Annotated in this window: 25 protein-coding genes and 1 pseudogene; 17 read left to right on the top strand and 9 right to left on the bottom strand. The window is 58.8% G+C overall.

Annotation, left to right across the window (positions count from 1 at the left end):
- Positions 1-26 precede the first annotated feature (26 nt).
- The 5 genes from rtxC to I6F38_RS05000 all read left to right on the top strand — a co-directional run bounded on the left by rtxC (position 27) and on the right by I6F38_RS05000 (position 5,549).
- Positions 27-1,085, top strand: a complete 1,059-nt coding sequence (gene rtxC / locus I6F38_RS05020) for a dhydrorhizobitoxine desaturase (protein ID WP_225159284.1) — start codon at positions 27-29, stop codon at positions 1,083-1,085.
- The gene (locus I6F38_RS05015) at positions 1,082-1,900 is read left to right on the top strand and encodes a gamma-glutamyl-gamma-aminobutyrate hydrolase family protein (RefSeq protein WP_225159283.1); all 819 of its coding nucleotides are present in this window, start codon (positions 1,082-1,084) and stop codon (positions 1,898-1,900) included. The genes rtxC and I6F38_RS05015 overlap by 4 nt, the downstream gene beginning before the upstream one ends.
- 162 nt (positions 1,901-2,062) lie before the next feature.
- The gene (locus tag I6F38_RS05010; RefSeq protein ID WP_225159282.1) at positions 2,063-2,932 is read left to right on the top strand and encodes an EamA family transporter; all 870 of its coding nucleotides are present in this window, start codon (positions 2,063-2,065) and stop codon (positions 2,930-2,932) included.
- On the top strand, positions 2,929-4,218 hold the full coding sequence (locus I6F38_RS05005) for an ATP-grasp domain-containing protein (RefSeq protein ID WP_225159281.1): 1,290 nt from the start codon (positions 2,929-2,931) through the stop codon (positions 4,216-4,218). The genes I6F38_RS05010 and I6F38_RS05005 overlap by 4 nt, the downstream gene beginning before the upstream one ends.
- Positions 4,215-5,549, top strand: a complete 1,335-nt coding sequence (locus I6F38_RS05000) for a glutamine synthetase (protein WP_225159280.1) — start codon at positions 4,215-4,217, stop codon at positions 5,547-5,549. Before I6F38_RS05005 ends, I6F38_RS05000 begins: the two co-directional genes overlap by 4 nt.
- Positions 5,550-5,934: 385 nt before the next feature.
- Here I6F38_RS05000 and I6F38_RS04995 read toward each other — a convergent pair whose 3' ends face one another.
- The 3 genes and pseudogenes from I6F38_RS04995 to I6F38_RS04985 all read right to left on the bottom strand — a co-directional run bounded on the left by I6F38_RS04995 (position 5,935) and on the right by I6F38_RS04985 (position 8,608).
- On the bottom strand, positions 5,935-6,108 hold the full coding sequence (locus I6F38_RS04995; protein ID WP_170991777.1) for a hypothetical protein: 174 nt from the start codon (positions 6,106-6,108) through the stop codon (positions 5,935-5,937).
- 917 nt (positions 6,109-7,025) lie between these two features.
- Positions 7,026-7,233 (bottom strand): annotated as a pseudogene (locus tag I6F38_RS04990) (hypothetical protein).
- Positions 7,234-7,648: 415 nt separating this feature from the next.
- The gene (locus I6F38_RS04985) at positions 7,649-8,608 is read right to left on the bottom strand and encodes a sensor histidine kinase (RefSeq protein WP_225159279.1); all 960 of its coding nucleotides are present in this window, start codon (positions 8,606-8,608) and stop codon (positions 7,649-7,651) included.
- Between the two features lie 191 nt (positions 8,609-8,799).
- Here I6F38_RS04985 and I6F38_RS04980 point away from each other — a divergent pair, with 191 nt between their 5' ends.
- From I6F38_RS04980 to I6F38_RS04960, 5 genes are all read left to right on the top strand, one after another.
- Entirely contained in the window at positions 8,800-9,468 is a 669-nt protein-coding gene (locus I6F38_RS04980; RefSeq protein WP_225159278.1) for a hypothetical protein, read from the top strand.
- A 414-nt stretch (positions 9,469-9,882) separates the two neighbouring features.
- A complete protein-coding gene (locus I6F38_RS04975; RefSeq protein ID WP_225159277.1) occupies positions 9,883-10,182 on the top strand; it encodes an isochorismatase family protein in 300 nt (99 codons plus the stop codon).
- A 1,663-nt stretch (positions 10,183-11,845) separates the two neighbouring features.
- On the top strand, positions 11,846-12,118 hold the full coding sequence (locus tag I6F38_RS04970; RefSeq protein WP_075969288.1) for a hypothetical protein: 273 nt from the start codon (positions 11,846-11,848) through the stop codon (positions 12,116-12,118).
- Between the two features lie 243 nt (positions 12,119-12,361).
- Positions 12,362-12,535 (top strand): hypothetical protein, encoded by a 174-nt coding sequence (locus tag I6F38_RS04965; protein ID WP_018270264.1) that lies wholly within the window; start codon positions 12,362-12,364, stop codon positions 12,533-12,535.
- A 1,041-nt stretch (positions 12,536-13,576) separates the two neighbouring features.
- Entirely contained in the window at positions 13,577-13,756 is a 180-nt protein-coding gene (locus I6F38_RS04960) for a hypothetical protein (RefSeq protein WP_016843164.1), read from the top strand.
- 332 nt (positions 13,757-14,088) lie between these two features.
- Here the strand turns inward: I6F38_RS04960 and I6F38_RS04955 are convergent, their stop codons facing one another.
- A complete protein-coding gene (locus tag I6F38_RS04955; RefSeq protein WP_018270266.1) occupies positions 14,089-14,301 on the bottom strand; it encodes a hypothetical protein in 213 nt (70 codons plus the stop codon).
- Positions 14,302-14,652: 351 nt separating this feature from the next.
- Here I6F38_RS04955 and I6F38_RS04950 point away from each other — a divergent pair, with 351 nt between their 5' ends.
- Entirely contained in the window at positions 14,653-14,811 is a 159-nt protein-coding gene (locus I6F38_RS04950; protein ID WP_018270267.1) for a sigma factor-like helix-turn-helix DNA-binding protein, read from the top strand.
- A 1,070-nt stretch (positions 14,812-15,881) separates the two neighbouring features.
- Here I6F38_RS04950 and I6F38_RS04940 read toward each other — a convergent pair.
- The 5 genes from I6F38_RS04940 to I6F38_RS04925 form a co-directional block, all read right to left on the bottom strand.
- Positions 15,882-16,061 carry a hypothetical protein gene (locus tag I6F38_RS04940; RefSeq protein ID WP_080650328.1) on the bottom strand — a complete coding sequence of 60 codons (180 nt, stop codon included), beginning with the start codon at positions 16,059-16,061 and terminating at the stop codon, positions 15,882-15,884.
- Between the two features lie 39 nt (positions 16,062-16,100).
- Complete coding sequence (locus I6F38_RS04935) at positions 16,101-16,301, bottom strand: hypothetical protein (protein WP_194461709.1); 201 nt, start codon at positions 16,299-16,301, stop codon at positions 16,101-16,103.
- Positions 16,302-16,546: 245 nt separating this feature from the next.
- Positions 16,547-16,669 carry a hypothetical protein gene (locus tag I6F38_RS43935; RefSeq protein ID WP_018270270.1) on the bottom strand — a complete coding sequence of 41 codons (123 nt, stop codon included), beginning with the start codon at positions 16,667-16,669 and terminating at the stop codon, positions 16,547-16,549.
- Between the two features lie 157 nt (positions 16,670-16,826).
- Positions 16,827-17,081: a hypothetical protein gene (locus I6F38_RS04930; RefSeq protein WP_225159276.1), complete on the bottom strand. Its 255-nt coding sequence runs from the start codon at positions 17,079-17,081 to the stop codon at positions 16,827-16,829.
- On the bottom strand, positions 17,065-17,394 hold the full coding sequence (locus I6F38_RS04925) for a hypothetical protein (protein ID WP_225159275.1): 330 nt from the start codon (positions 17,392-17,394) through the stop codon (positions 17,065-17,067). The genes I6F38_RS04930 and I6F38_RS04925 overlap by 17 nt, the downstream gene beginning before the upstream one ends.
- A 919-nt stretch (positions 17,395-18,313) precedes the next feature.
- Between I6F38_RS04925 and rpoH the strand changes: the two genes are divergently transcribed.
- From rpoH to I6F38_RS04890, 6 genes are all read left to right on the top strand, one after another.
- Positions 18,314-19,207, top strand: a complete 894-nt coding sequence (rpoH, locus tag I6F38_RS04915; RefSeq protein WP_225159274.1) for an RNA polymerase sigma factor RpoH — start codon at positions 18,314-18,316, stop codon at positions 19,205-19,207.
- A 559-nt stretch (positions 19,208-19,766) separates the two neighbouring features.
- Complete coding sequence (gene groES, locus I6F38_RS04910; protein WP_194456115.1) at positions 19,767-20,081, top strand: co-chaperone GroES; 315 nt, start codon at positions 19,767-19,769, stop codon at positions 20,079-20,081.
- 56 nt (positions 20,082-20,137) lie between these two features.
- Positions 20,138-21,760, top strand: a complete 1,623-nt coding sequence (gene groL / locus I6F38_RS04905; RefSeq protein ID WP_018270274.1) for a chaperonin GroEL — start codon at positions 20,138-20,140, stop codon at positions 21,758-21,760.
- A 197-nt stretch (positions 21,761-21,957) separates the two neighbouring features.
- Positions 21,958-22,290 (top strand): hypothetical protein, encoded by a 333-nt coding sequence (locus I6F38_RS04900; RefSeq protein ID WP_225159273.1) that lies wholly within the window; start codon positions 21,958-21,960, stop codon positions 22,288-22,290.
- A 110-nt stretch (positions 22,291-22,400) separates the two neighbouring features.
- Positions 22,401-22,604, top strand: a complete 204-nt coding sequence (locus I6F38_RS04895; RefSeq protein WP_225159272.1) for a hypothetical protein — start codon at positions 22,401-22,403, stop codon at positions 22,602-22,604.
- A 211-nt stretch (positions 22,605-22,815) separates the two neighbouring features.
- Positions 22,816-23,271, top strand: coding sequence for an Hsp20 family protein (locus tag I6F38_RS04890; RefSeq protein ID WP_097670833.1), 456 nt, complete (start codon positions 22,816-22,818; stop codon positions 23,269-23,271).
- Positions 23,272-23,392 lie beyond the last annotated feature (121 nt).

Below are 23,392 nucleotides of genomic sequence, written 5' to 3'. Positions count from 1 at the left end.
TGTAAGGCGATCAGGAGGAGGTTCTCATGAATCAGGCAGACGCTTGGAAACTGAGGTCGTCTCGTTATGAGGCTGTTCAGTTCAGCCGGGAGATCAATAAGCAATTGTCCGAGCTGAGGCCGGACAATGTGATGGGAGCGATCTACATCGCCAAGGATTACGCTGTAATTGCCGCTTGCACGCTCGCGACGCTCTGCGTCTCCTGGTGGCTGTACCCGCTCGCCGTTCTTCTGATCGGTGCCTACCAGCGCGGCCTGACGACGATCGCTCATGATGCGGCTCACCGTACGCTCGCGAAGAACACGACCTGGAACTACGTCCTCGGCATTCTGTTCGCGGCCTATCCCCTGTTCCAGCGCCACTGGGCCTACCGGATCTCGCACGTCTATCTGCATCATCCGTATCTCGGCGACCCGGAGAAGGATCCCGACCTGAAGTTCTTCATGGCCAATGGTGTTTACGACGTCCAGCCTCCTGAGCGGTACGCCTTCAATATCATCTGGAAGCCGATATTTGGTGGCGCGACACTGGCCTACCTGAAGTATCTCTGGACCAACCGGTTTTCGATCACAGATTCCGAGGACCAGAGCCGGTCAAGCATAGTTGTCGACAAGTATGGCTTTTACCTCTTCTGGATCGGCATCCTGGCCGGATCATACGCTCTTGGGCTGCTCCACATCGTGATCCTGTTTTGGATCGTCCCCTATCTCACAACGTTTCAGGTTCTTGGCTGGTTTGTCGAGCTCGCCGAGCACTCGCCGATGTGCGAGAGCGAAACGAAGAACGTCTATCTAACCAGGAATCGGAAAGGCAATTTCCTGGAGCGGGCGATCCTTGGACAAAACCTGGACGAGTATCACCTCGAGCATCACCTCTCGCCGGGTATCCCATTCTGGCTGTTGCACAAGGCCCAGAAGATCCGGATGCAGGATCCGGGTTACGCAAAGGTTGCCGCGAGCTGGGGAGGGCTCTTCGTCAAGGGGCCGCAAGGTCAACCCAGTGTCATAACTCAGTTGAAGGAGCGAAATCGACGCTTGTATGAGCAATCGCTCGCCGATGCCCATGCGAAGGGGCACGTGGCGTGACATTGCAACCCTCAGACAAAGCTCGCGCCGTGGTCGGCGTCACCTCAAACCGTCTTTTGGTTGATGGTGTGCATCGCGACTGGCTACGGCAAAAATACCTCAAGGCCCTCCGTCACCATGCGGGCGTGGCATGCGTCATATTGCCGACGATCGACGCGGAAGATGCGAGGCTAGAGGTCGGCCTGGCGATCATGGGCGCGCTCGACGGTCTGGTTTTGACAGGGGATGAATCGAATATTGACCCTGCCGTCCTGAAGGCGCCTGCATCACTTCCGCCGGCTGACCAACAGGACGTTGATGGCGGAGTCCGTGACCGCCCGCGGGACCGGCTCTCTGCGGTAGCGATTGGGAGCGCCATCGCGCTCGGAATGCCGATCTTGGGCATCTGCCGCGGGCTTCAGGAGCTCAACGTCTATTTCGGCGGCACTCTCCATCCATCGCTTGCCGAGTGGAGACTGGGAAGTGGCCTGATGCATGCCGAGAAACCAGATCGTCCAAGAGACCGTCAGTACGATGCCGCGCACAGCGTGAGGATATCTCCTGATGGTGCGCTCTTTCCGATCGTGCGCGCCATCGAAGCGCAAGTGAACTCCCTGCATAATCAAGGCATAGAGCTGCTTGCCGCCGCACTGAGGCGCGAGGCATGGGCGCCTGACGGACTGGTCGAAGCGGCTTCGGTCATCGGCGCGCCGACGTTGCAAATCGGTGTGCAATGGCACCCCGAATGGCACGCCTCAACTGATCTCCTGAGCCAGCGACTGTTCACGGCTTTTGGAGAGGCGTGTGTTGCGTACTGCCAAACAAAGAAACATTAGAGGCGGATTGTGACGTTTCAAACCAAGCGCGGTCCGCCCAGGTCGAAAGGTGAGTCTTCCGGAACTGATGGACAAGCGTGGTCCGGGGGGCGGGCCACGCCGCCCCGCCCGCAGAGGACGGGCGGGCGATTGACAAGACGCTTCGCTCTGGGAGTTCTCTTTGTGGCGCTCTATGTCGTCCTGAGCGCGGCAGGCGAAGTTTATGCGGCATCTTATTTTCAGAGGGCGGATGCGTTCGTCGCTCTCCTCGTGTCCTTTGCCGCGGTCTGTCTGACATTCAATCTGCTGGCAGGTCACGAGAGAGGAACGGCACGGGTTGCGAAGTCGACGCTCCTGGTGTTTGTGTCGCTCAATGTCGTGACCGCGATCAGTTGGATCGGGTTGTTTATCGGCCTGAAATACACCGAACCGGCGATCGTCGTCGCGTTCATGGTGGCGCTAGGACCCGCCGCGACGGTGTGGTTAAACGCGCTGATCAGGCGCCAGGGCGGCCCTCCAGCATCCGATATCGTCGTGAGCGTGACGATCGCGGCAGTTGGAAGTTACATGATATGGATCTCGGCAACCGGCAACGCTGGCGTGGAGTGGGGAACTCGATCGTCCTTCGGCATCGGCTTGGCAATCGTGGCCGGCCTATCGCTCGCTCTTACAAATATACTCGTCAAGCTGCTATTCGACCGCGGATTTTCGGGTCGACAGGTGCTGGCGCATCGTTTTTACGGAACGATCCTTTTGCTGCTGGGATTGGTCGACCATTCCTCCATCGTGCTCGAGATCTCGCAGCATTGGCTTGCAATCGCGACGATTGGGCTATCCACGATCATCGTTCCATTGCTCTTGTTCCAGGAGGGTATCCGCCGTGTCGAGCCCTTCACGGTCAACATGGTCCTGTCCACCGCTCCTGTCATCACGTTTCTGTTCCAATACTTCGATTCTCGTATCGTGCCTTCGCCGCATACGTTCGTTGGAAATGTTCTCATCACGGCTGTTGCCGTCGGCAACGTCTGTTTGCAGTACCGGAGGTCCGCATGAACGAGCGAAACTGTGTAATCGTCGACGCATATTCGACCGGCCGCTTCTTGCCGGAAGAGTTCAAGCGGTATGGAATTTCAACAGTGCATGTGATGTCGGCTGCACAGATTCCGTCGATCTTTCAATCGCATTTCAATGCTAATCTGTATGATGAAGTCATTCGCCCGCCCGAGCGCATGGGGTACGACGAGATCGTTGAATATCATCTTCGGGCTCTCCAGGGCAGGGAGCTGGAGTTCGTCATAGCGGGGTGCGAGACAGGAGTTGAGCTGGCCGATTCGATCTCGGAGCGGCTGGGCTTGCCTTCAAATGGCACCGCCCTTTCGGCCGCCCGACGGGACAAATCGCGCCTGTCTGAAGCGTTGGCCTCAGCAGGCGTGCGATCGATCAGACAAGTGGTGTCCGACAATGCTGAAGTGATCGCAAGATGGAAGCGTCAAGAGACCTTCGATGAGCTTGTGATCAAGCCGCTGAACAGCACAGGCACGGAGGACGTGTTCTTTTGCTCGACGGATGCCGATATTCAGCGCGCTGTAACCGCGATCGTCGGTAAGACGAACCGTGTCGGGACGCTCAATCAATTGGCGCTTGGACAGGAGAAAATCAACGGCCAGCAATATACCGTAAATGCCGTCTCGATCGACGGCGAGACCTTCGTCACGGAGGCCTGGACCTATGACACTGTTCCTATTGAGGGCGCGTCTTCGGTCTGCTCACTCGAGCGGTTATTGGGAGGTAAGGAGCCAATCGTTCTTGAACTATCCGACTACCTTGAACGTGCGCTGCGGGCGCTTCGGATCACCGACGGACCTGCTCATGCCGAGATCATCGTCGATGATCGGGGGCCGGTTCTGGTCGACTTCGGAGCGAGGCTGCAAGGAACCATGTCGGCAAAAGCCAGGACGATGGCGTTGGGCCATAACCATTTGACGCTCACCGCGTGGCGTTACGCAGATCCCAAAGGCTTTGCTGGGTATATGAGGCGACGCGGGGTTTACAAGCGGCAGGCTCATGCACTGTGCGTCTCGCTGATTTCCGACATGGGCGGTGTTGTTGCCGGCTATCCCGGACTCGATGCGATCGGCAACCTGCCGAGCTTCGCGGATGCCATTGCGTTCGTTCCGATAGGGCAAAACCTGGTTCCGACGATCGACTTGGCGTCGACGCCAGGCATTGTGTATCTCGTGAACAACGATCTGATACAGCTTGAGGAAGATTATCGCCAACTGCGTGCGATGCGGATGGACCAAGTGTTCGATTTGGTGCCGCAGGAAGCGAACCAATGACCGGCATCTGCGACAGTTGCACGAATTCAGCCGCTGCGGCGATGATCGGTGTGAGCGACTTCGATGGCATCCTTCGAGGCAAACACGTCCTGGGTGAAGATCTTTCCGTCGGGAATAAGGTCATCAAGTTCTCCGAAGCGGTGCTCGCGTGGGATTGTTCGGACCGCGTCATTCCGGCGGGCTTCACGCAAGAGCCGCAGTCAGTATTTGGGGACGCCGATCTGCGCGTTCTGTCCGGCACCGGCCGTTCGGTGTCTTATGCCGGCGATCAATATCTCTATCTGGCTGAGTTTGCGGGCGCACATGAGAGCGTCTGCCCGCGCGGTATTCTGCGTAAAGTCCTACAAAGGGTTGCCGACCGCGGATACAGCTGCAGCGCCGGGTTCGAGTTTGAGTTTATGCTGTTCAAGGAGAACGCCGACATAATTCAAGACAAGCCGTTCGGCCAATGGGCTCCTTTGACGCGGGGCCCATTCGGCTACTCGATTGCGCGGTCTGTCGCGCACAGGGAGCTGTTCGGTGAGATCCTGGCGCTTTGTGAAAAGTCCAGAATCCCTCTCAGCGGGCTGCACTTTGAAACGGGACCAGGCGTGATTGAAGCGTCACTTCGTCATTGTGATGCCCTGGAAGCGGCCGATCGAGCAATCATATTCAAGTCGATGATAAAAGCCTGGGCGCAGACGCGAGGCATGATGGCTACATTCATGGCCAAGGTTTCAGAGAATTGGCCGGGCCAGTCCGGCCATATTCACGTCTCGATGTCCGCAGATGGTCAGAATGTGTTTTACGATAGTGAGGCGTTTCGCAACGTCTCGAAGCTCATGAGGCAATTCATCGGCGGACAATTGAAATACATGAATGATTTCTGTGTGCTCGCTGTGCCGAATTTCAATAGCTACAAGAGATTGGTACCTGGTTGTTGGGCACCAATCTATCCGAGCTGGGGAATCGACAACCGCTCCTGCGCGGTACGCGTCATTCCGGGAGACCCGTCTGCACATCGTCTCGAATACAGGCTGCCCGGTGCAGACCTGAACCCATATCTTGCCCTCGCATGTGCCATCGGTTCCGGCATATTGGGTATCGAGACAAATGCGGCGCTCCCGGCTTCGATCGTCGGTGATGCAAGTGCGGAGGCCTGCCTTCCATCTGGGAGGCTGCCTCAAAGCCTGGCAGAGGCAACATATCGGTTTGCACAGTCTCCGGCAGCCAATGATGTCTTCGGTGAAAGGTTTGTTGAAGCGTTTTCTTGCTCCCGCCGTTGGGAATGGGAGGCCGTTCAACATCGGGTCACAGACTTTGAACGCCGGCGGTATTTCGAGATCATTTAGCCAGCTTGAGCTGTACAGACCGGCGCCTTCCAAGCATCAACTGATCGGCCGGTTTCAATAAGTCATCCATGCTCTCATTTAGCAGCGGGCGGACGAGCGCTCCAATTGGTGAGTTGCTCCTCCTCCTTGGGAGGAAGGGCTCCCGCGTCTTGCGGCCGATGAAGGTGTCCGGCGCTGACACTCTAAGTAATTCCGCAGCCCGCGAGATCAGCTCACAAACGCGCCCTGTTACGTAATCTTGGAAAGCCTCATGGTGCACGCGCGAAGCGCGATCGGTGTCGGCCATGGCCGCGCTTATTGCTTCGGCAGCGGGCGCGCGCTCGGTCTCCCAGCCGACGGCGTGACGCAGTACAATGCGCCGATGCATCCTATGTTGTTAACGGAACTAAGGCTTTGTTGCTCTTATCGTCCGCTCGACCTCATCGGCCAGTGTCCGATGATGAGCTGCCAGCTTGGCGAATAGCTCTTTCTTAGTCGGACTGGTCGCCAGCTTGCTGATTAGCTCACACTCTTCCGCCTCGATCCGAAGTTTTTCCAAGTGCGCCTGCATGTCCTTCATGGAAGGCCTCCCCGCAAGAGGCGGGGATCATCTCATGGGGAACCTGGCGGGAACAAGCTAGGATAACAGATGGCGACCGATGGAAAATGATGGGCTGAGCACATCCCGTTCGTCTAATCCGAACTAGGACACGCCAAGAATCAAACCAGGACACGGGGCCTGGATACGGATAGCGCTCTACTCGTGCTCGTTGTGGTAAGGAACGCCCTGCGACACATTAGAGGCCGGTGAAAAACCGGACAGACAGGCGAGCCAATATCTGCGATCCTCTCCGACATTTCAGGACGGAACAATTTTGGGGAGTTTCCAATGCCCGCGTGGTCCGCAGCGGACGAACAGCGACTACTGCAATTGGTTCGAGAAACAGGCCTCACGCAGCGCGAGATCGCTCAGAAGCTCGGGCGGACTGAGGCAGCGGTGAGCGGGCGATTGATCCTTATAAGGAAGCGCGCCGCGGAGAGGGCGGATTAACCCCAAGTGCGGAGCCAATTTTTGTAAGGATTCAACGCAACGCCGCCCGCTTAAAATACATGCGAGCGGCGCTTGCTCTAGCCCCAGGAAGGTTGTTGGCAAAATCCTGATGCATACACTTTGGCACAAAATGCAAATCGCGCGCATACCTAAGAATGGTTAACGCGTCCGTAAGAATACGGGAAAAGTGGAAAAGCTCGGTTCCCTCGCTCGGCCCGCCTCTTGTGCGCCAATTAGGATACGCTCACAGAGAGCCAGCTCATCCTGCGAACACGGTCAGGCTCGACCATATCGACCAGGTGGCGTGAGGCTTTCTCAGCTTCGCTGCAATGTCGTTCGTCGTTCCCCGTCGGCGGCCTTCTCATCCAATAAGGCGATCCTTTGGCTTAACGTCGACTCGGCCTCGGCGGGTAATCCCCTTGCTGGTTACGCCGCAGGCTCGTGGATCATTCCCGTTGCGAGCCCGTGAGCAGCTTGGGCTTTTCCTTGTAACCCGACGAACTCCAGGTTTTCGATACCAAAGTCGGTGAACGCCTGAACGCCATCTTCGCCGACGCCATAGACCCAGATCAAGCCGTCCTCGATCTGCATTTCGATGGCAATGTCGCTAACCCAGTCTTCGTCTTCACCAAGAGGCCTTCGCCGGTGAGATATACTTCGTCAAACGATAGGCAGCTTCATCGGCACCCACAATACAGTTTCACACCCATTCGTGAGGACCGGCACACGGCTCATCAAGCTGCTTGAGGCCAAAAGAAGAGGCCGTCAAGCGGCCTGCGTTGGTTCTACACAACATCGAGCGGATGACGACCGTTACCAGATTTCGCTGGCCGTGGCGGGCTTCGCGCCTGAGAACATCTCGATCACGCCGATCAGTCACCATCGAGGGCAGTAAGCCTGAAAAAGGCGAGCGCCAGTTCCTCCATCGCAGCATTTCAACCCGCAATTTCAAGCGCCAATTCAGCCTTGCGGACTATGTGCAGAAGCTCGAAGCCAAGGCGGCTTCTCGCATGTTGAGAGTCGGATGCATCAGCGATTGAATTCCCCAACTTCGGGTAGGCGTTCGTGATCAGCTTTCAATGACGACCACGACTTCCACCTCGCAGCCTTGCGCCATCGGCGCCCTGGTCATGCCTCCCTGCATCTGGGCCACCATCAGATTGATCAGGCGGGTTCCCAAACCGCTCTTCGCCTCGGTGGGGCATCCGATTCCATCGTCCCTCACCGTGATCACGACCTTTTCGTTTCTCTTCCGGACGTCGACTTCCACGACGCCCGGGCGCCCCTCCGGAAACGCGTACTTGAACGCGTTTGTCACCAGCTCGTTGACGATCAAACCGACGGATGCGGCCTGCGAGCTCTTGACGGCGATTTCGTCGCAGGACACCCGTATCGCGATCGGGCGCACTCCCCGGTGCACATCCGAAAGGCTCCCGCACAACGCCTCAAGATAAGCGGGGAGGTCGACCGAGCTGTTGACCGGCGTGTCGCGCAGGCGATCATGAACCTTCGCGACAACCTCAATCCGCGCCAGCGCGGAGGTGATCGCTGCCTGCACGGCGGGACTAGGGTCCGATCGCGCCTGCAGACGGAGGATCGACATGATCGTCGCGAGGTCGTTCCTGGTCCGGTGCGACAACTCCATCATGAGAACGTCCGCGTAGGCCTTTGCCTCCGAGTGCTTCTGGAGTGCCGTGCGCAGGGCTTCCGTTACCCCTGCAAGACATAGCCCGCTTGCGAGAAAGATCAGGAGCGGCGCGATAGCGGCGCTCGGAGGCGGAGGGATAAAGTATCGCGCCGCCAGTGCCGCGCTCGCGCCGGTGGCGAGAAAGCCTGAGCCGCGATCGAAGATGACTGAGGCCAGGAAAATGGCCGGGATGAACAGCATCAGCGGATCGGGTCTCAACTGATCGTCCAGCAGAAGCTTGGCGACAAATGCCAACCCGACAAGCCCGAGGCTCAAGAGGTACCGCACCCACAGGGGGTATCTGGGCGTGACGGACATGAAGCGAAGCAGGAGCCGGTCCATGGAAAGCAACGAACCGGCTTGTCGGCGCGTTCCTGTCGCTTGCTTCAAGCGCTTCGGCCGGCGCGCGGACTGCTGAGCCTAAACCGAAGTGAGGTGCTCTGAGCCTGTCCCTCTTCTGGTCCTGAGGAACGATTCAACAAAGCGTGAGTTCGTCCCGAAAGAACCGAACAAAAATCCAAGAGGGTAATTCCATGACGCGATCAGTGGAGGAGCTGAGGGGGGAGTGCGAGCGAAGCCGTGCCGAGTTCGCGGCGACGGTCGATAGGTTGAGGGAGCGGATATCGGATACCGCTGACGACCTCCGTCACAAGGTCTCGCCCCAACACATCAAGTCGGAAGTCTCCGATTACATCAGCAACAAGACCCAGAGTTGGATTGAGGCGCTGAAGCAACAAGCCATGGACAATCCGATGCAGGCGGTCGCTGCGGGCACTGCGGTCGCAATCCCGCTGATGCGCCTGGCGCGCGATTTTCCACTACCACTCCTGATGATCGGGGCTGGCCTTGCCCTGACCTCGAAGACGGTGCGCGAGCGGGCCGCAGCAGCTGCCGCACCGGTGATGGAGAAGGCGGGAGAGACGCTGGATCAGCCCGCCGACCGAGTGGACGCGCCGAGCAGCGACATGAGAGATCGGCTGAATTTGGCTCAGAGTCAGGCCAGCGACATGGCCAGCGATGCGCAAGATGCCGCTGCCGGCCTGGCCGACGATCTTGGCAAGCGGGCGGCGCAGGCCGCCGGCACTGTCGGCGATACGCTCAAGAGCGGCATGGATGCCATCAAGGGGAGAGAACGTCGTCATGCCCACCCGGATCGGTTGCCTTGCTCGCGTCCTCAAGTATGGTCGCGACCGCTCCGATAGCCCGGACCACGTCGATATCTTTGCTAAGATCTGTCCCGCAACGTCCACTTGCTACCGGGCCCGGCGAGTCGCTGGCTACAACCCTCGAGCACGCAGGAACTAACCGGGTCTCGCTCCGTTGGGGCTCGCTTTCCGGGATTTTGAGACAATGGCGAAGGACGATGAACTTTGGTACGGGCCGCCCGGTGAAAGCGCGGTTCATATCTGCGTCGATATGCAGTAATGTTCGCTGAAGCCACCGACTGGAAGATGCCCTGGCTCCCGCGTGTCCTCCCGAATATCCTCGCCGCAACAGCTGCTCGTCCCGAGAAAAGCTTGTTCACTCGCTTTATTCCTGCCCGCAAGCCGGGCCAGGGCGCGTGTACGTGGCGGCACTACTACGGGGATCGATGACAATCGACATCATCGGGCCAGATGGTGGAATTGGTACCCGACCTCGCGAAGTTCGCTCCCGCGGCCCGCAACTTCGACAAACATGTTTGGTCGCCGTGGACAGGCCGCGATCTTCACCAGCAGCTATGCAGCGATGGCATCGACACGGTCATCATCACTGGCAGAGAGACGGATGTGTGCGTGCTGGCGACCATGCTTGGCGCTATCGAGGGTGTCCAACGGGACCAGCGCATAACGCAACTCCACGCAAAACCAAGAGCCAAGTTTGGCTTGGGTACGTCAAGTCGAGTTGCTACAGCTTGCCGGCCCACCGTCGCATAACCAATCCGCAGCGAGGCCCCGTTGTGGGGTCCTACGGGGCCTCGCCTTGCACGGTAGGGGTTCTCAGCCTGGAGAGAGCTGAGACCCCAAGTGAAACTGTCTTCGGCAATCCCGTCAAGGGGCAGGAAAAACGGCTCTTTTGCTTTCCAAAGTTCACACGGGTTATTTCCGGAACCGGCGTCGTTTGCATTATCCGAGCAATAGGGCAGGCAATTTTTATTCCGTATTCCTTCAGCCCTAAAACGACGACCGCTGCCTCTCGGTGGACAGCGGTTCGGGCGATCCGGCCTGGCGCCAGCATGATCCGGATGCTGGGGCCTTTTTGTGAATAGGAACGAAGCGCATGCCGCGGCATCGGCCGCCTGTTCGGTGCCGCACCGCTACTGGCACTGAGACGCCCAGCCTCACACTGGCCCCAGCTTCGCAGTTGGGGCTCTTTCTTTTCGGCCAACAGGTCTTTGCCGACTTGGATTCGCTTGGCGTCGGATCGGCCTCAGCTACCTTCTCGCTGGGGCCGTTTCCTTCCGGGAACAAGCAGTAGCCCGCGAAGTTATCTCTGCACGATGGAGTGGGACTACTTAACGGCTTCGGTGCTCCCCAGTGCGCCGGGGCCGTTCGTTTCTAAGGTGGGACCATGTCGGAAGAAGGCCGCGATTGGACCCTCATTATCGTTTTTCTCAGCATTGCCGGCGCAGTGCTGTTGTTTGACCTTATCTTCTAGCCCCTCTGTTGTCCATTCGAGGACTAGCCAATACGTCTTTGCCGGCTTCGTGGACTTATAGTAGGTGCCGCTTACGCGCTTCTGAGCCGGTCACGATCGACGGCGCATTCAATCCCGGCCTTCCATTCAGCGGGTGCGCCGCTCGATAAAGGGGCGACCCGCTCGCCAGGTCGCGAACCAGGCGGGGCCCGCTTTAGTTGGAAGCAGTGCGCCTGTGAAGCCGGGCTTCATTAAACCCGCTCGCGCGCCTGCGGAGCAAGGCTCACTTGGGGAACCACCTGCACGAGATCAATACGATGGCTAGCGTATCCAGCTCCATATTAACGGCGGGCGCCGGAAAGCTTTTCCCGACTGGAGGAAGCGCAGAAGTCAAGCCGCTCGTTTCATTGCTCACAAGACGCCGAAACTGCAGCCGATGCTGATGGGCCAAAGGTTTGATCACCATTGTGGATTGCAAGAGTTTAGAGGGCTTCGTCATACAGCTGCTATAAGATCATCATGCGTGAGTACGAGCGGCTTTTGGTCCCTTGAGCTTGAGAACATGGCCGCGGGCCTGACCCGGGCCACAAGCGCGGCTACGCGGAGAAGACCGCCGCAATTTTCGACCGTTAGGTAAAGGATATTGTTGGATCAGGTGTTCCGCCGCAAGCTCCCTGAAGGAGATGCTGGGAAAGAGCGATGTTGATCTGCCGATCAAGGAGCTGCCGAAGGAAAGCCTCCGGTGGTCTGACGTCGCTCTCCCTCCCGAATAGGCGCCGCCGTTCTAGGCTTGCCAGATCGTCTTCGCGTCACGTCAGCATGGATCTCACCCTCTCTGGTCAACGAGTTACTTGAACTCGGCCCGGACGGTTCTAATTCAATGTATGGCCGAACCGAGCTTCGGCTAATTGGAGCATAATAAGAGGCAAGCGCGTAAGCGCTTAAGAAGTTGAGGAAAGGGACATGAGAAAGCTTGCTTTTGCAGTCGTCGCGGCGGCAACGCTGCTCATTGGAACGGTTGCGCCGGCTTCGGCCCATTGGCGTCACCATGGTTGGGGCGGTCCGGGTATTGGCCCCGGGCTTGCTCTCGGGCTGTTCGCTGGAACATTAGCGGCCGCCACCGCACCCCCGGTCTATTATGGACCGGTCTACGGCCCGCCACCCTACTACTACGGCCGCCCGTATCGGGTCGTCCGCTACTATCGGCCGGTTTATCCCTACTGGTACGGCTGGTGACGAGGAGAAGGCGCGGTTCCGGCCGGGCCTTCTGTCAATTCCCGCGATACGTCGCTCGCTGCGCGAGAGGAAACTCTCGCGCGTGAATTCATTTGCTCCCGCAAAAAGCGTGCTTCGCGCGCTCGGGGTATGTCGAGGGCGACGGCATGTGCTGGGTCGGTATCCCGTCGCCGGCGGCGGATTGCGACCTATCGCAGGATTCGGTCCGCCGGCGGCTTGCCTGGCTCGAGGAGATCGGCGCGATTGACCGCACTTGACGAGAACGGCCGCCGCAATGGCGATGGCCGCGGCAAGCGCACCACGGATCCGATCCAGCTGCCGGTCGATGCCGGTATCGCGGCGATCGAGGCGCGTGCTGCCGGTCGTGACGTCGACGAAAGCCAAGTAAACTCAACGGCGATTAGCCCTAGCTGCTAGCAAGGGCTAAAATCCAGTCCCGAAACGATTGGGACTGCGCTAGCCCTCGGCCAACGCTGGCAGCTGTGCGACCACCTAATCTCTGAACCTGAACCGGAAGATCCCCATAAATCCCCTCGGGGCGATTTCCGGAGATCACAAAACGATCGAAGAAGGCGAGACGGTCGAGTTCGCAGCGGCATTCCAAAGCTATGTCGACCATCCGGTCATGCGGCGACTTTTGCAGCGAAGTAGAAAATGTTTCTGGCCTGGTTCAGCGCTGGATATAAACGCGACTGTCGGGACGACGTTGCGGACCTTTGCGCTCGCCAGTGTCCGACGGCGTTAAACACCGTTTGATGAACGCACGAAACCGGCCTTACCGACAGCGCACCTAGCTATTCTGTCGGCGGGACCGGTTTGGAAGCATCAACCACCACTTCCGGCAACGCAAATGATCCGCGCATTTGGATTGATACATCAGCGCAGGTTACCGCGCGATCATCCAATACGAGCACGTCTTACCGCTGCTTTACGCGCGGATGGTTCGATCCGTTGGAGGGATAAAGCTGATGGGATTCGTAGAACGAAACAGCGTTGGTTGGATGGTTTGTCTGTGAGCAACCGGCGCCGATGGTGACCGAGCAGATCGTCGACGACCCGGCGGTGATTGGATTTCTTAATCCGCCGGCTCCGGTGCCGTCCTCCTGCTACCGAACTCGGCTTGAAACGGGCCTTTTGACGAGCTCGGCACATGGGCCGCGGCTCAAGGTAGTGATCGCGGCGAATGCGAACGTCCAGGACGATTCGGATCTCGCGAACCGAAATTCGCCGCGCAGATCCTCTGGTCCAGCACATGATCGCGGTCGTCGGCCTCTCCGACGCACAAGTGGACCAGCTGCTAGTTCGGGCAAACGCCCTGTCTGACTGGGTCGCGGAACGAAAGCTAAATTGACTAATTTGAAGGTAGAAGCTCGATTACTCTCCGCGTCGATGTGATTGACTACCTAGTTCAGAAGCGCGAAGCTCGCTGTCAGGGCGTTCGCGGGATTGTTTTCAATCATGAAGATGCTTACGGAATACTTGGAACGCGCCGTTGAGTTCGAGAAGTTAGCGGTCACTGAGCAGAATGGAGCGTTCAAGGCAGAGCTGTTAAAGCAAGCCTCGGCATACCGACATCTGGCAGAGATGCGTGCGGCGAAATATGGTTTGCCGAAACCAAGCCCTCCAGAAATCAAGTGAGACTACCTACGCTGGAGCCCATTAAAAAGGCCGGAAACGACGAAGCCGCCGACCATGCTGCGCTCGCCATAAAGGCGCTTCGCAAGGCAGCGACCGGACAGCCCGCCGTGCAGCTTGCGCGCCAGCTTTTTCGCGGCCTGCCTCGTAACGCCGCAAGACTTCGCCAGCGCCTTCAGGACCCCGGCTCTTGCTCCCGAAGACCCGGGGCATATTCTCGATCAGTTTGGAGCGGTCCCGGCCGGCACCTCGCTGGGGCCGTTTCGCTTCGGGGAACAAGCAGCAGTCCAACGACGTTGAGTAGCCACGTGGGACTACTTGCCGGCCTCAGCAGTCTAAGCTGGGGCCTTTTTTGTCAGGGGACGGTTTTCGCGAGTTGTAAACAGCTTCGCCAAAATCTCAGCCTGCTCTTTTGTCAGCTTCTCGGCGAACGCCCCGTTCTTTTCTATCTGAGCCGGCCCTTTGAGTTCGCTATCGTAGACCATCCAGCCGTTGCCACCCTGCCGAACGAGGAAACGTCCCCGCATCGGGCGTCCAATAAATTCCATCTGCAACCACCATCTGCGAAATACGAGCTTCGTCGATTAGCTCGAAGGATGGAGCGTCGGCATTGAACTATGTGAATCGTGACGATCAACTTTGGACAAGCACCACCTGGCTTCCGCGGCGAACTGAAAACGGCCTCAACCAGGGGGCCGCCAACCCGAGCGATACGGGTTTTTCCTCCAGCAGTCGGGGGGCGCCTGAACAAGCTGGGCGGTGAGCCGACTCGGTGCCAAGCGCGTTCCTATCAACGAGGACCAGGATCATCGGAGATACGAGCATAAAATTGGACAGACGGCCAAAATCGAATCTGCAATCATCTTTGGCATCTGATGAGGAAATGATTCGGAGAAGCCATGCCGGTATGGTCGCACGAGGACGAGCTGAGGTTATTGCAGTTGGCGCGAGAAACCGATCTGACGCAGCGCGAGATTGGTCAGAAGCTCGGGCGTTCGGAGTCGGCCGTAAACCTACGTCTAGCCATGCTAAGGAAGCGTGCCGCCGGGAATAAATAGGGCAACGTGAAACGGGAACCAGGCGGCCAACTGTGGGTTTTGGCGTGCAGGTAATCATGGCAACTCGCATCGGCGCGCGCCTCACTGCGCTGCTGCAAATGATTCGATGACGGACGTCACGCATTTGACTCCAGGTGGCTTCTATTGGGTCCTTGTGCGCTCAAGCACGAAGCGTCCCGAGTGGCAGCCGGCGCGTTGCGCTACTTGCCAAGGCGACGGCGTGAAGTGGGACTTCATCGGCTTCAATAGCGACGTCGGTCATCATTTCGTCGAGGTCGTCGACATCGGCCCAGAACTATCATCCTAAACGCTCGTGTTAAAATGCCCAGGAAGACTAGCGACAGCCCTGCTATCGATCCGCTGCGCGGATTCCCCATTTCTGTACAACCGTTGCGGCCCTGTCCCTTCTGCGGCGGTTCGGAAGTTTGGATCCATAGCGACATCGACCCAAAATTTGTAGTCTGCAAGGAATGTTCAGCTTTCGGTCCCAATGCGCCGACCGTTAGGCAGGCGGCCGAGCGTTGGAACAAACGAACCACCCCCTAAGGCCGAAGAACCGCGGAAGCGATTACTCGGACCATTTCTTTTCGGAACAAAGTTGCAACCGCGGCGTTTTGCGACCGCTTGGTTTGAGTGGTTTCCTTGCCCCAGCTTGTATCCCTCGCTGGGGCCTCTTTGTGCGCATCAGACAGGCCGTCCGAAATAGGAGTGGCCCCGACAACCTTGGGGGCCTGCGGAGGCCGATGTCGGGGCCACTTGCCAGTCCCGCGTCGGGATTTGGCCCCAGAATGATTCTACAAGTTTCTAGACCTCGCAAGCAGGATCCCCGCTGTCTCTGCGAAGGTCTTTGCTTGGCTGCAGCATCGTCACGAAAGTTCAGCTTTCGCGGTACCCAAGGTGCTGGGGCCTTTTCTATACGGCGTAGGAACGAACGTGGCCGAGTCTTGTTTATCGGACGCTCAGATGCCGCCACTGCCCCCCGACTGCATCTGGGCATCAGTAGTGGCCCCAGCCAGTCCCCTCGCTGGGGCCGTCTCTTTAGAGGAGCAAGGTCGACAACTGAAGCGGCCTTACTCCCCATTTTCTCGATGTGCCTTGATTTCTGCGCGCGCGCTGGCGCTGTCCTGGATGGATTTCCGCAGATCTGCCAGCTGCGCGTCCCGCTGATCGGCGAGCGTTTTTCGTTGTATGCGCAACGCTTGACTTTCGGCGATAGCAAGCTGGGAGCGCGCGAACAGTGGATCGATCATCGGCAAGCTGTACTACAGCGCCTAAGTTCCGGCCCTGTCTTAGGATACGTCCGATTTTCTATCGTTGATCCCGTATCTGCTTTCCTCTTGGGGAAAGGGCTCATGGGATTTTCGGCCCGCAAACGTATCCGGCACTGGATCATTGAGGAGTTTGAGCGAGTGCTCGATTAGCTCGCGTGCCTGACCGGCGAGCTTTTCAAACCACATTTGGTCAGGACGATAGTTGCGCTGTTCGGCCATAGCCGCGCTCCCTGTTGTGCAGGCGGGAGCGCTATCGGTCTCTTAGCCACCGACGCCTACGGGCAGAGCCTCGGTCGGTGATGAGGGTAAACTACCTAAGGACGTATTGAACTTAATGCTTGGGTCGAAACGGCAAATGCCGCGCGTTTGTAGGCGGCCTTACCTCAGTTGGTCCGCCTACTTTAGCGCACAGCGCGGCCAAGCGGTATAAGACTAGGCCGCGCACGTACATTTGAGGCGCGGCCCTAGTGCGCAATGAGAGCGGTCAGCAACAGCACTGCAATAAGCAAGGAACCGCCGAAAATCGCGATAGCGAGACAGACACGCGCCGGGATCGAATAGGGATCGAAATGGGGCTGTTCAAGCATGGCGCTCTCTTAAGCCTGCAGGCGGGGAGCGCGATCGGTCTCTCAGCCACCGGCGCCTACGGGCAGAGCCTTGGCCGGGATGTTTAGACAATGCTCCGGATAGCTAGAGGTTGCAAGGAACCTCTCAGCCTACTTGCGCAGCAGCACAACCGACAACTCAGGCGAACAGGTCTTTGCCCGGCTGCAGCATCCTCACGAACGTCCCCGCTCCTTGGTGTACTGTAAGCCGGCCCAGTACTCGGCCGGCGTCGCCTTTGTCCTGGTAGATCATCGGATAGTTGATCGTCTCAATGTAGATCCGGTCGTCCTGGATCGGTTCAAAGGCGCGGGCGTGCTCCATGATCCGGCGGGCAGCCTTTCTCCGGGTCCGCCCAGCGCCGGTCTTCCTTTCATCTTCATCGTCGAATTCCATCCCGCCTTTGTGCAGCATAGATGTGAGGGGTGTGAATCTGGCTTTCGGCGGGACGGTGGCTATCAAACGTCGCGCCGCAGGGACAGCGCATCAGCGACGACGGCAGTTGAGAAGGCAGCTTTTCGCCGCGGTCCCACATGGCCTGCTTGCGCGCGATCCAATCGCGATGATCGCGCCAGGCCTGGAAATTCGCTTTGGTTAGGGGCGGCAGCAACTCGCCCCATGCCACTTCGAACGCCGCGCGCGCTTCTTGAAAGGTCGCGGCCGGGCCTCCGCTCGACCGGTCGCAGCCCGGATGAAAGCCGCATTCCATTCCCACTGATCGGCATGGTTCGGTGCGCCGGTGCGCAGCCCGATTGAGCCAACGACGACGTCGCTATAGAGGATGTTCCATTTCTGCCCGGCTGCGGCTCTGTCGCGCCGACGCGTGAGCTCGGTCACGTCGCATCTCCGGTCGGGAAGCGCCGCCACAGCTGCAGCAGCTCCGCGGCCGGCCGCTTGCCCGCCGTACTGCACTTCACGTAGCGCAGGCGACCGGCGAGATCGCGCACATTGGTTGTCGGAACGTGGCGCAGCGCGGCTAGGCGCGACCGCGCGCGGTGTCTTGCACCGCGAGCAATTGATTTCGAGCCACGGATAGCCGGCTTGATGGCCTGGTCGATCGACGGCGATGCGTCGACCGGGCCCGCCGTCGGCGCAGATCTTTTTGTTCCAGCTCTGGCAGAGCAGATCGTCGGCCTCGCAGATGAGCGCCTCGCCGGCGGCGCAATCCATTTAAACTTAGCCGTGCCGCACCGCTACCCGACTTCGATAGGTATACGTCTCGCCCAAGGTTCGGAATGTCCCAAGTCTACGAGATGTTTGAAACCCTTGACGGACTGGGCACTCGGAAGCCGCCTGAGGCGTCGGGCTCCTCCTCCGGCTCATCGGGCAGCGGCAGTTTGGCTTCCGACGAATTGGCTAGCTGATACGAGGAACAACCTGTTGGTTTCGTGGTTCTTTTGGCGCCGCCGGCCCGAGTGTCGCTGGGCGCCTCATGGCCCAGCTAAGCCAGGAGACACGGCGGCTCGTACCATTTTGCTCCGTGGAGGATTTGGATATGAAAACGACCCGTATTGTCGCTTGGCAGCCGATCAGCCTTACTCGCCTCGGTGGGGTCTCGCAGCTGCATCTTCCGTCTGGCCGCTCCTTAGAACTTAAGAGCGGCGATGGCTTCTGAGGGAGGGCAAGTCATGTCAATCAAGTCAGCCCTCCCTGCCATCCATTCGGAAGCCGGGTTGTCTCGGTATCTGCAAGAGATCCGAAGCTTCCCGCTGCTCGATGCATCCGAAGAAGTGATGTATGCAAGGCGGCTTCGGGATTCTGGGGATCGCGAAGCTGCCTACCGTCTGGTGACGAGCCATCTGCGATTGGCCGCCAAGATCGCGCTGAAATATCGGCGCTATGGATTGCCCATCGCCGACCTCATCTCGGAAGCCAACGTCGGATTAATGCTGGCCGTCAAGCGGTTCGACCCTGAGAAGGGATTTCGCCTGGCGACCTATGCCGCTTGGTGGATCAAGGCGTCCGTGCAGGAGTTCGTCCTGAGATCGTGGTCACTCATCAAGCTCGGCACAACGGCGGCACAAAAAAAGCTGTTCTTCAACCTTCGAAAGTTGAAGAGACGCCTTGGTGCGCCGGATGATGGCGAGCTTTCGCCGGAGCAGGTGAAGCAGATCTCTGAACATCTTCAGGTTAGGGAAAGTGACGTCGTCGAGATGAACGGGCGGATCCGTGGCGATATGACGCTGAACGTTCAGCTCAGTGACGAAGAAGGCGAGCAATGGCAAGACAGGCTCGCCGATTCATCTCCTGATCCTGAGACCCAGCTTGTGGAGACCGGAGACCGTGAACGGCAGAAGGCCGCACTCTCGGAGGCGCTGAGTGCGCTCTCTCCGCGAGAACGCACCATCGTCGAGGCCCGTTACATGGCGGAAGAGCAAAGCACGCTTGACGATCTTGCCAATACCTTCGGGATTTCTCGTGAGCGTATCCGCCAGATCGAACAGCGTGCGTTGAAGCGCATCAAGACGATGATGTGCGTACGCCTTCCGGATCTTGAGGCTGCTTCAGCAAGCGCATACTAGAAGCAGAACACAAAAGACCGCTGGCCGGCTGCTGATCGATGAATCAGCAGCCGGTGCAGATGTCAAGCACGATGGCTTCGGCCGAGAAATCACGGTCCTTGCGGCCACCGGACTTTGTTCTTGCCTGGGGGCTGGCCGCTTTGATCACTGACAAGCTGCTTATCGACGGCGTCGGAGCTTCGCACTGCGCGCGATAAATCCGCTTCTTTCGCCTGCAGCGAGACCACCATCCCGAGTAGAGCAGCAAGTACCATTAAGCTCCGCATCTCTGGTTACCCTCCTTTCGACGATGCTCAAATTTGCCGCGCAGAGTTGTTCTGAAGCCGAGACAACGTCTCGGTTTGACGGTTTCAATTCTCAAGGTGCGCTGAGCGTTTCCGGACGCAGGAGAATGCTCTCCGGTTACGAGCCGCGAGCAATATCGACGATCCGGCTTTCGCCGCAAAAATTTTCTTCCAACCTCTTGAAAGTAGAACCCTCGCTCCTAGGTGGATTTTTGCCCGGGGGCCGTTATGGACCCGGTTTTGGACATCGCTGAACCTACCCAAGGAGGATGTGCATGCATTTCCGTCCCTTGCACGATCGCGTGCTCGTGCGACGTCTCGACGCCGAAGAGAAAACCGCCGGCGGCATCATCATTCCAGACACAGCAAAGGAGAAGCCGCAGCAAGGCGAGATCGTCGCCACTGGCCCCGGTGCACGCAACGAACAAGGCCAGCTCATTCAACTCGACGTCAAGCCCGGTGACCACGTCCTGTTCGGAAAGTGGTCCGGTACAGAGGTCAAGATCGACGGCGAGGAATTCCTGATCATGAAGGAGAGCGACCTTCTGGGTGTCATCGACAAGGCAGGCGCCGTCAAGAAGGCAGCGTAGGGCGCTGACAGTCATAAGAGGAAAGCTGACAGTCATAGAGGAAAGGAGAGATCAAAATGGCTGCCAAGGACGTGAAGTTCGCAACCGAGGCCCGAGAGCGCATGCTGCGGGGCGTCGACACACTGGCAAACGCGGTGAAGGTCACACTCGGTCCGAAGGGGCGTAACGTCGTGATCGAGAAATCGTTCGGTGCGCCGCGCATCACTAAAGATGGCGTGACCGTCGCCAAAGAGATCGAACTGGAGGACAAGTTCGAGAACATGGGTGCGCAGATGGTGCGCGAGGTCGCCTCGAAGACGAGCGATGCCGCCGGTGACGGCACCACAACGGCGACCGTGCTTGCCCAGGCCATCTTCAAGGAAGGCAGCAAGTCCGTCGCCGCTGGCATGAACCCGATGGACCTGAAGCGGGGGATTGACCTCGCCGTCGAGGCCATCGTGACCGATCTGAAATCCCACGCCAAGAAAATCACCGCCAATGACGAGATCGCCCAGGTCGGCACAATCTCCGCCAATGGTGATACCGAGATTGGCCGCTTCCTGGCCGACGCCATGAACAAGGTCGGTAATGAAGGCGTGATCACCGTCGAGGAGGCCAAGAGCCTGCACACCGAGCTCGAAGTGGTCGAGGGCATGCAGTTCGACCGCGGCTACATCTCGCCCTACTTCGTCACGAACCCCGAGAAGATGCGCGTCGAACTCGAGGATCCCTATGTTCTGATTCACGAGAAGAAGCTGTCCGGCTTGCAGACCATGCTGCCGCTGTTGGAGCAGATCGTCCAGTCCGGTAAGCCGCTCCTGATCATCGCGGAGGACATCGAAGGTGAAGCGCTTGCGACATTGGTCGTCAACAGACTGCGCGGCGGACTGAAGGTCGCGGCCGTCAAGGCGCCGGGCTTCGGCGACCGTCGCAAGGCCATGCTGGAGGACATCGCGATCCTGACCGGCGGCAATGTCATCAGCGAGGACCTCGGCATCAAGCTGGAAAACGTCACAGTGAAGATGCTCGGGCGCGCCAAGAAGGTCGTCATTGACAAGGACAACACCACCATTGTCGAGGGCGCGGGCGCCAAGAAGGATATCGAGGCGCGCGCCCAGCAAATCAGGCTCCAAATCGAGGAAACGACATCGGACTACGATCGCGAAAAGCTGCAAGAGCGCCTCGCCAAGCTCGCCGGAGGCGTCGCAGTGATCCGTGTGGGTGGTGCGACGGAGGTCGAAGTCAAGGAACGCAAAGACCGTGTCGACGACGCGATGCATGCTACTCGAGCGGCGGTGGAGGAGGGGATTCTCCCCGGAGGCGGGGTTGCCCTCCTGCGTGCCCTCGAAGCGCTCAACGGCATCAAGACCGCGAACGCCGACCAGAAGGCCGGCATCGACATCGTTCGTCGCGCCATCCGGATGCCGGCTCGGCAGATCGTGCAGAACGCCGGCGAAGACGGCTCACTGGTTGTTGGCAAGCTTCTGGAGCACCAGAGTTACAATTGGGGCTTCAACGCGGCAACTGGCGAGTACGAGGATCTGGTGAAAGCCGGTGTGATCGATCCCGCAAAGGTCGTGCGCACCGCCTTGCAGGACGCTGCGTCGGTGGCCTCGCTGCTGATCACCACCGAGGCACTCGTGGCCGAGAAGCCGAAGAAGGCTGAACCAACTCCGGCCGCTCCCGCCATGGACTTCTGAACGAGAGAGCCCGGCCGATCAAGGCCGGGCTCCACCGATGAGAGGAGAGAAGACCGCTTCCAAAGATGGAGTGTCCCATGAACAAGTCTAATCGTCGTCGGCTCAGGATGAGGCAGGACACGATCCATTGGTTCATGTTCTCCCTGAGTTTTGTCACCATTGCCTGGATCTGTTTTCGAACGATGGGAGGAGTATAGATGCTGAGCTATCACCATACGTTCTCCGCCCGGACGGAGACCAACCGCAATCTGCGGCGAGGCCTGCTTGCTTTAGCAGGGGCCGGCGCAATGTCCCTGGCGGCCTTCGGTGCTTACGGCGTGGAAAGCCCGCGGGGAGCCGAGGCCACACAGGGTACCTTCACTGGATTGCCACTGCCGCCAATCCCGTATCTCGACACGATGCCGTGGCTGAAGTGGCAGCCCGCGGCGGCAACGATGAAGATCGACATCTTGCTGCCGCCGACCTCTGCGCCGACCGGCATCTGGCCGCAACCGTCGCCCCATCCCGCGGGACTGGCGGCAACAAGCTGAACCTCAGAGAGCGGCCCGCGAAGGCCGCTCCCTACCTTACGCAATCTCGTCAAGAGCGGCACTCATGTCAGGGCTGAGTTCGGCGAGGCATTCCGTGCGCGGGAACTCCGATGCAACCTCAAGCAACAGTTGAGCTTACCGTCCGCGACTTCCTCATCCGAGGTTGTCTGAAGGTGATCGGTCACTACGAGCGCCTGCTCTCAACCGCGAGGAGCGAGCAAGAGCGCCAGCTCTATCAAGCCCGGATTGAGCGAGAGCAGCAAGTAATGGATGATCTACGCCAGAGTGCTCTTGCGGATCGCGTGGCCGCCTAGTCACTGAGCCGCCAAGGGAGCCTCTTGAAGAAAAATGCGCATGCTCCTCTTGAACTCACGGACGTTAGTTCTAATTCGTTTCTCGACCGCGACTGCGGGTGTCGAGCGCCAGGCCGGGCTCGGCACGAGGCTGGACCGGGGTGTTCGACGATTATCGAAACTCCGATCCTGCCTTGCTTCGTATCCATATTGCTCTTTGGAGGACTTGGCTATGAGGACACTTGATTTTACGCCACTGTGGCGCACCAGCGTCGGCTTCGATCACTTAGCTGGCCTCATCGACGGCATGTCGCGCCGGCCGAATGAGGATAGCTATCCGCCATACAATATCGAGCGGGCCGGTGAGGATCACTATCGAATCACGCTGGCCGTAGCAGGTTTCGGCGCTAGTGACATCTCCGTGATGGCGGAGCAAAATGCGCTCACGATCGAAGGCAAGAAGTCCGACGGGGCTGCGCGCCGGTATCTCTACCAAGGTATTCCGGCGCGACCGTTCCGGAGAGTCTTCAGTCTGGCCGAGTACGTCCAGGTCAAGCAGGCATCCTTCCGGGACGGTCTCTTGACCATTGATCTCGTTCGAGAGATTCCGGAGACGATGAAGCCGCGCAAGATCCAGATCGGTGCAACGGCTGCTTCGTCGCAAATTGAGCGGAAGAAGGCAGCTTAGGTAGCTTCGATCCGTGGACCGGCGATGTCATCGGACGTTCCTGACCGATCTCATCTCAACGTGGGTGGCGCATCGACTACGCCGCCACCCAAATCACGAGCACCATCCCCTGGAAAGGAGT

This window comes from Bradyrhizobium sp. BRP56, from assembly GCF_020194035.1.
Taxonomy (GTDB): Bacteria; Pseudomonadota; Alphaproteobacteria; order Rhizobiales; family Xanthobacteraceae; genus Bradyrhizobium; species Bradyrhizobium australafricanum.
This window is presented reverse-complemented; position numbering and strand designations above follow the sequence as displayed.

Coding starts and splice junctions, on each gene's coding strand:
- rtxC (WP_225159284.1), top strand. CDS start 27: ATGAATCAGGCAGACGCTTGGAAACTGAGGTCGTCTCGTTATGAGGCT.
- I6F38_RS05005 (WP_225159281.1), top strand. CDS start 2,929: ATGAACGAGCGAAACTGTGTAATCGTCGACGCATATTCGACCGGCCGC.
- I6F38_RS05000 (WP_225159280.1), top strand. CDS start 4,215: ATGACCGGCATCTGCGACAGTTGCACGAATTCAGCCGCTGCGGCGATG.
- I6F38_RS04995 (WP_170991777.1), bottom strand. CDS start 6,108: ATGAAGGACATGCAGGCGCACTTGGAAAAACTTCGGATCGAGGCGGAA.
- I6F38_RS04985 (WP_225159279.1), bottom strand. CDS start 8,608: ATGGACCGGCTCCTGCTTCGCTTCATGTCCGTCACGCCCAGATACCCC.
- I6F38_RS04980 (WP_225159278.1), top strand. CDS start 8,800: ATGACGCGATCAGTGGAGGAGCTGAGGGGGGAGTGCGAGCGAAGCCGT.
- I6F38_RS04975 (WP_225159277.1), top strand. CDS start 9,883: ATGGTGGAATTGGTACCCGACCTCGCGAAGTTCGCTCCCGCGGCCCGC.
- I6F38_RS04970 (WP_075969288.1), top strand. CDS start 11,846: ATGAGAAAGCTTGCTTTTGCAGTCGTCGCGGCGGCAACGCTGCTCATT.
- I6F38_RS04960 (WP_016843164.1), top strand. CDS start 13,577: ATGAAGATGCTTACGGAATACTTGGAACGCGCCGTTGAGTTCGAGAAG.
- I6F38_RS04955 (WP_018270266.1), bottom strand. CDS start 14,301: ATGGAATTTATTGGACGCCCGATGCGGGGACGTTTCCTCGTTCGGCAG.
- I6F38_RS04950 (WP_018270267.1), top strand. CDS start 14,653: ATGCCGGTATGGTCGCACGAGGACGAGCTGAGGTTATTGCAGTTGGCG.
- I6F38_RS04940 (WP_080650328.1), bottom strand. CDS start 16,061: ATGATCGATCCACTGTTCGCGCGCTCCCAGCTTGCTATCGCCGAAAGT.
- I6F38_RS04935 (WP_194461709.1), bottom strand. CDS start 16,301: ATGGCCGAACAGCGCAACTATCGTCCTGACCAAATGTGGTTTGAAAAG.
- I6F38_RS43935 (WP_018270270.1), bottom strand. CDS start 16,669: ATGCTTGAACAGCCCCATTTCGATCCCTATTCGATCCCGGCGCGTGTC.
- I6F38_RS04930 (WP_225159276.1), bottom strand. CDS start 17,081: ATGGAATTCGACGATGAAGATGAAAGGAAGACCGGCGCTGGGCGGACC.
- I6F38_RS04925 (WP_225159275.1), bottom strand. CDS start 17,394: ATGGAATGCGGCTTTCATCCGGGCTGCGACCGGTCGAGCGGAGGCCCG.
- rpoH (WP_225159274.1), top strand. CDS start 18,314: ATGTCAATCAAGTCAGCCCTCCCTGCCATCCATTCGGAAGCCGGGTTG.
- groES (WP_194456115.1), top strand. CDS start 19,767: ATGCATTTCCGTCCCTTGCACGATCGCGTGCTCGTGCGACGTCTCGAC.
- groL (WP_018270274.1), top strand. CDS start 20,138: ATGGCTGCCAAGGACGTGAAGTTCGCAACCGAGGCCCGAGAGCGCATG.
- I6F38_RS04900 (WP_225159273.1), top strand. CDS start 21,958: ATGCTGAGCTATCACCATACGTTCTCCGCCCGGACGGAGACCAACCGC.
- I6F38_RS04895 (WP_225159272.1), top strand. CDS start 22,401: ATGCAACCTCAAGCAACAGTTGAGCTTACCGTCCGCGACTTCCTCATC.
- I6F38_RS04890 (WP_097670833.1), top strand. CDS start 22,816: ATGAGGACACTTGATTTTACGCCACTGTGGCGCACCAGCGTCGGCTTC.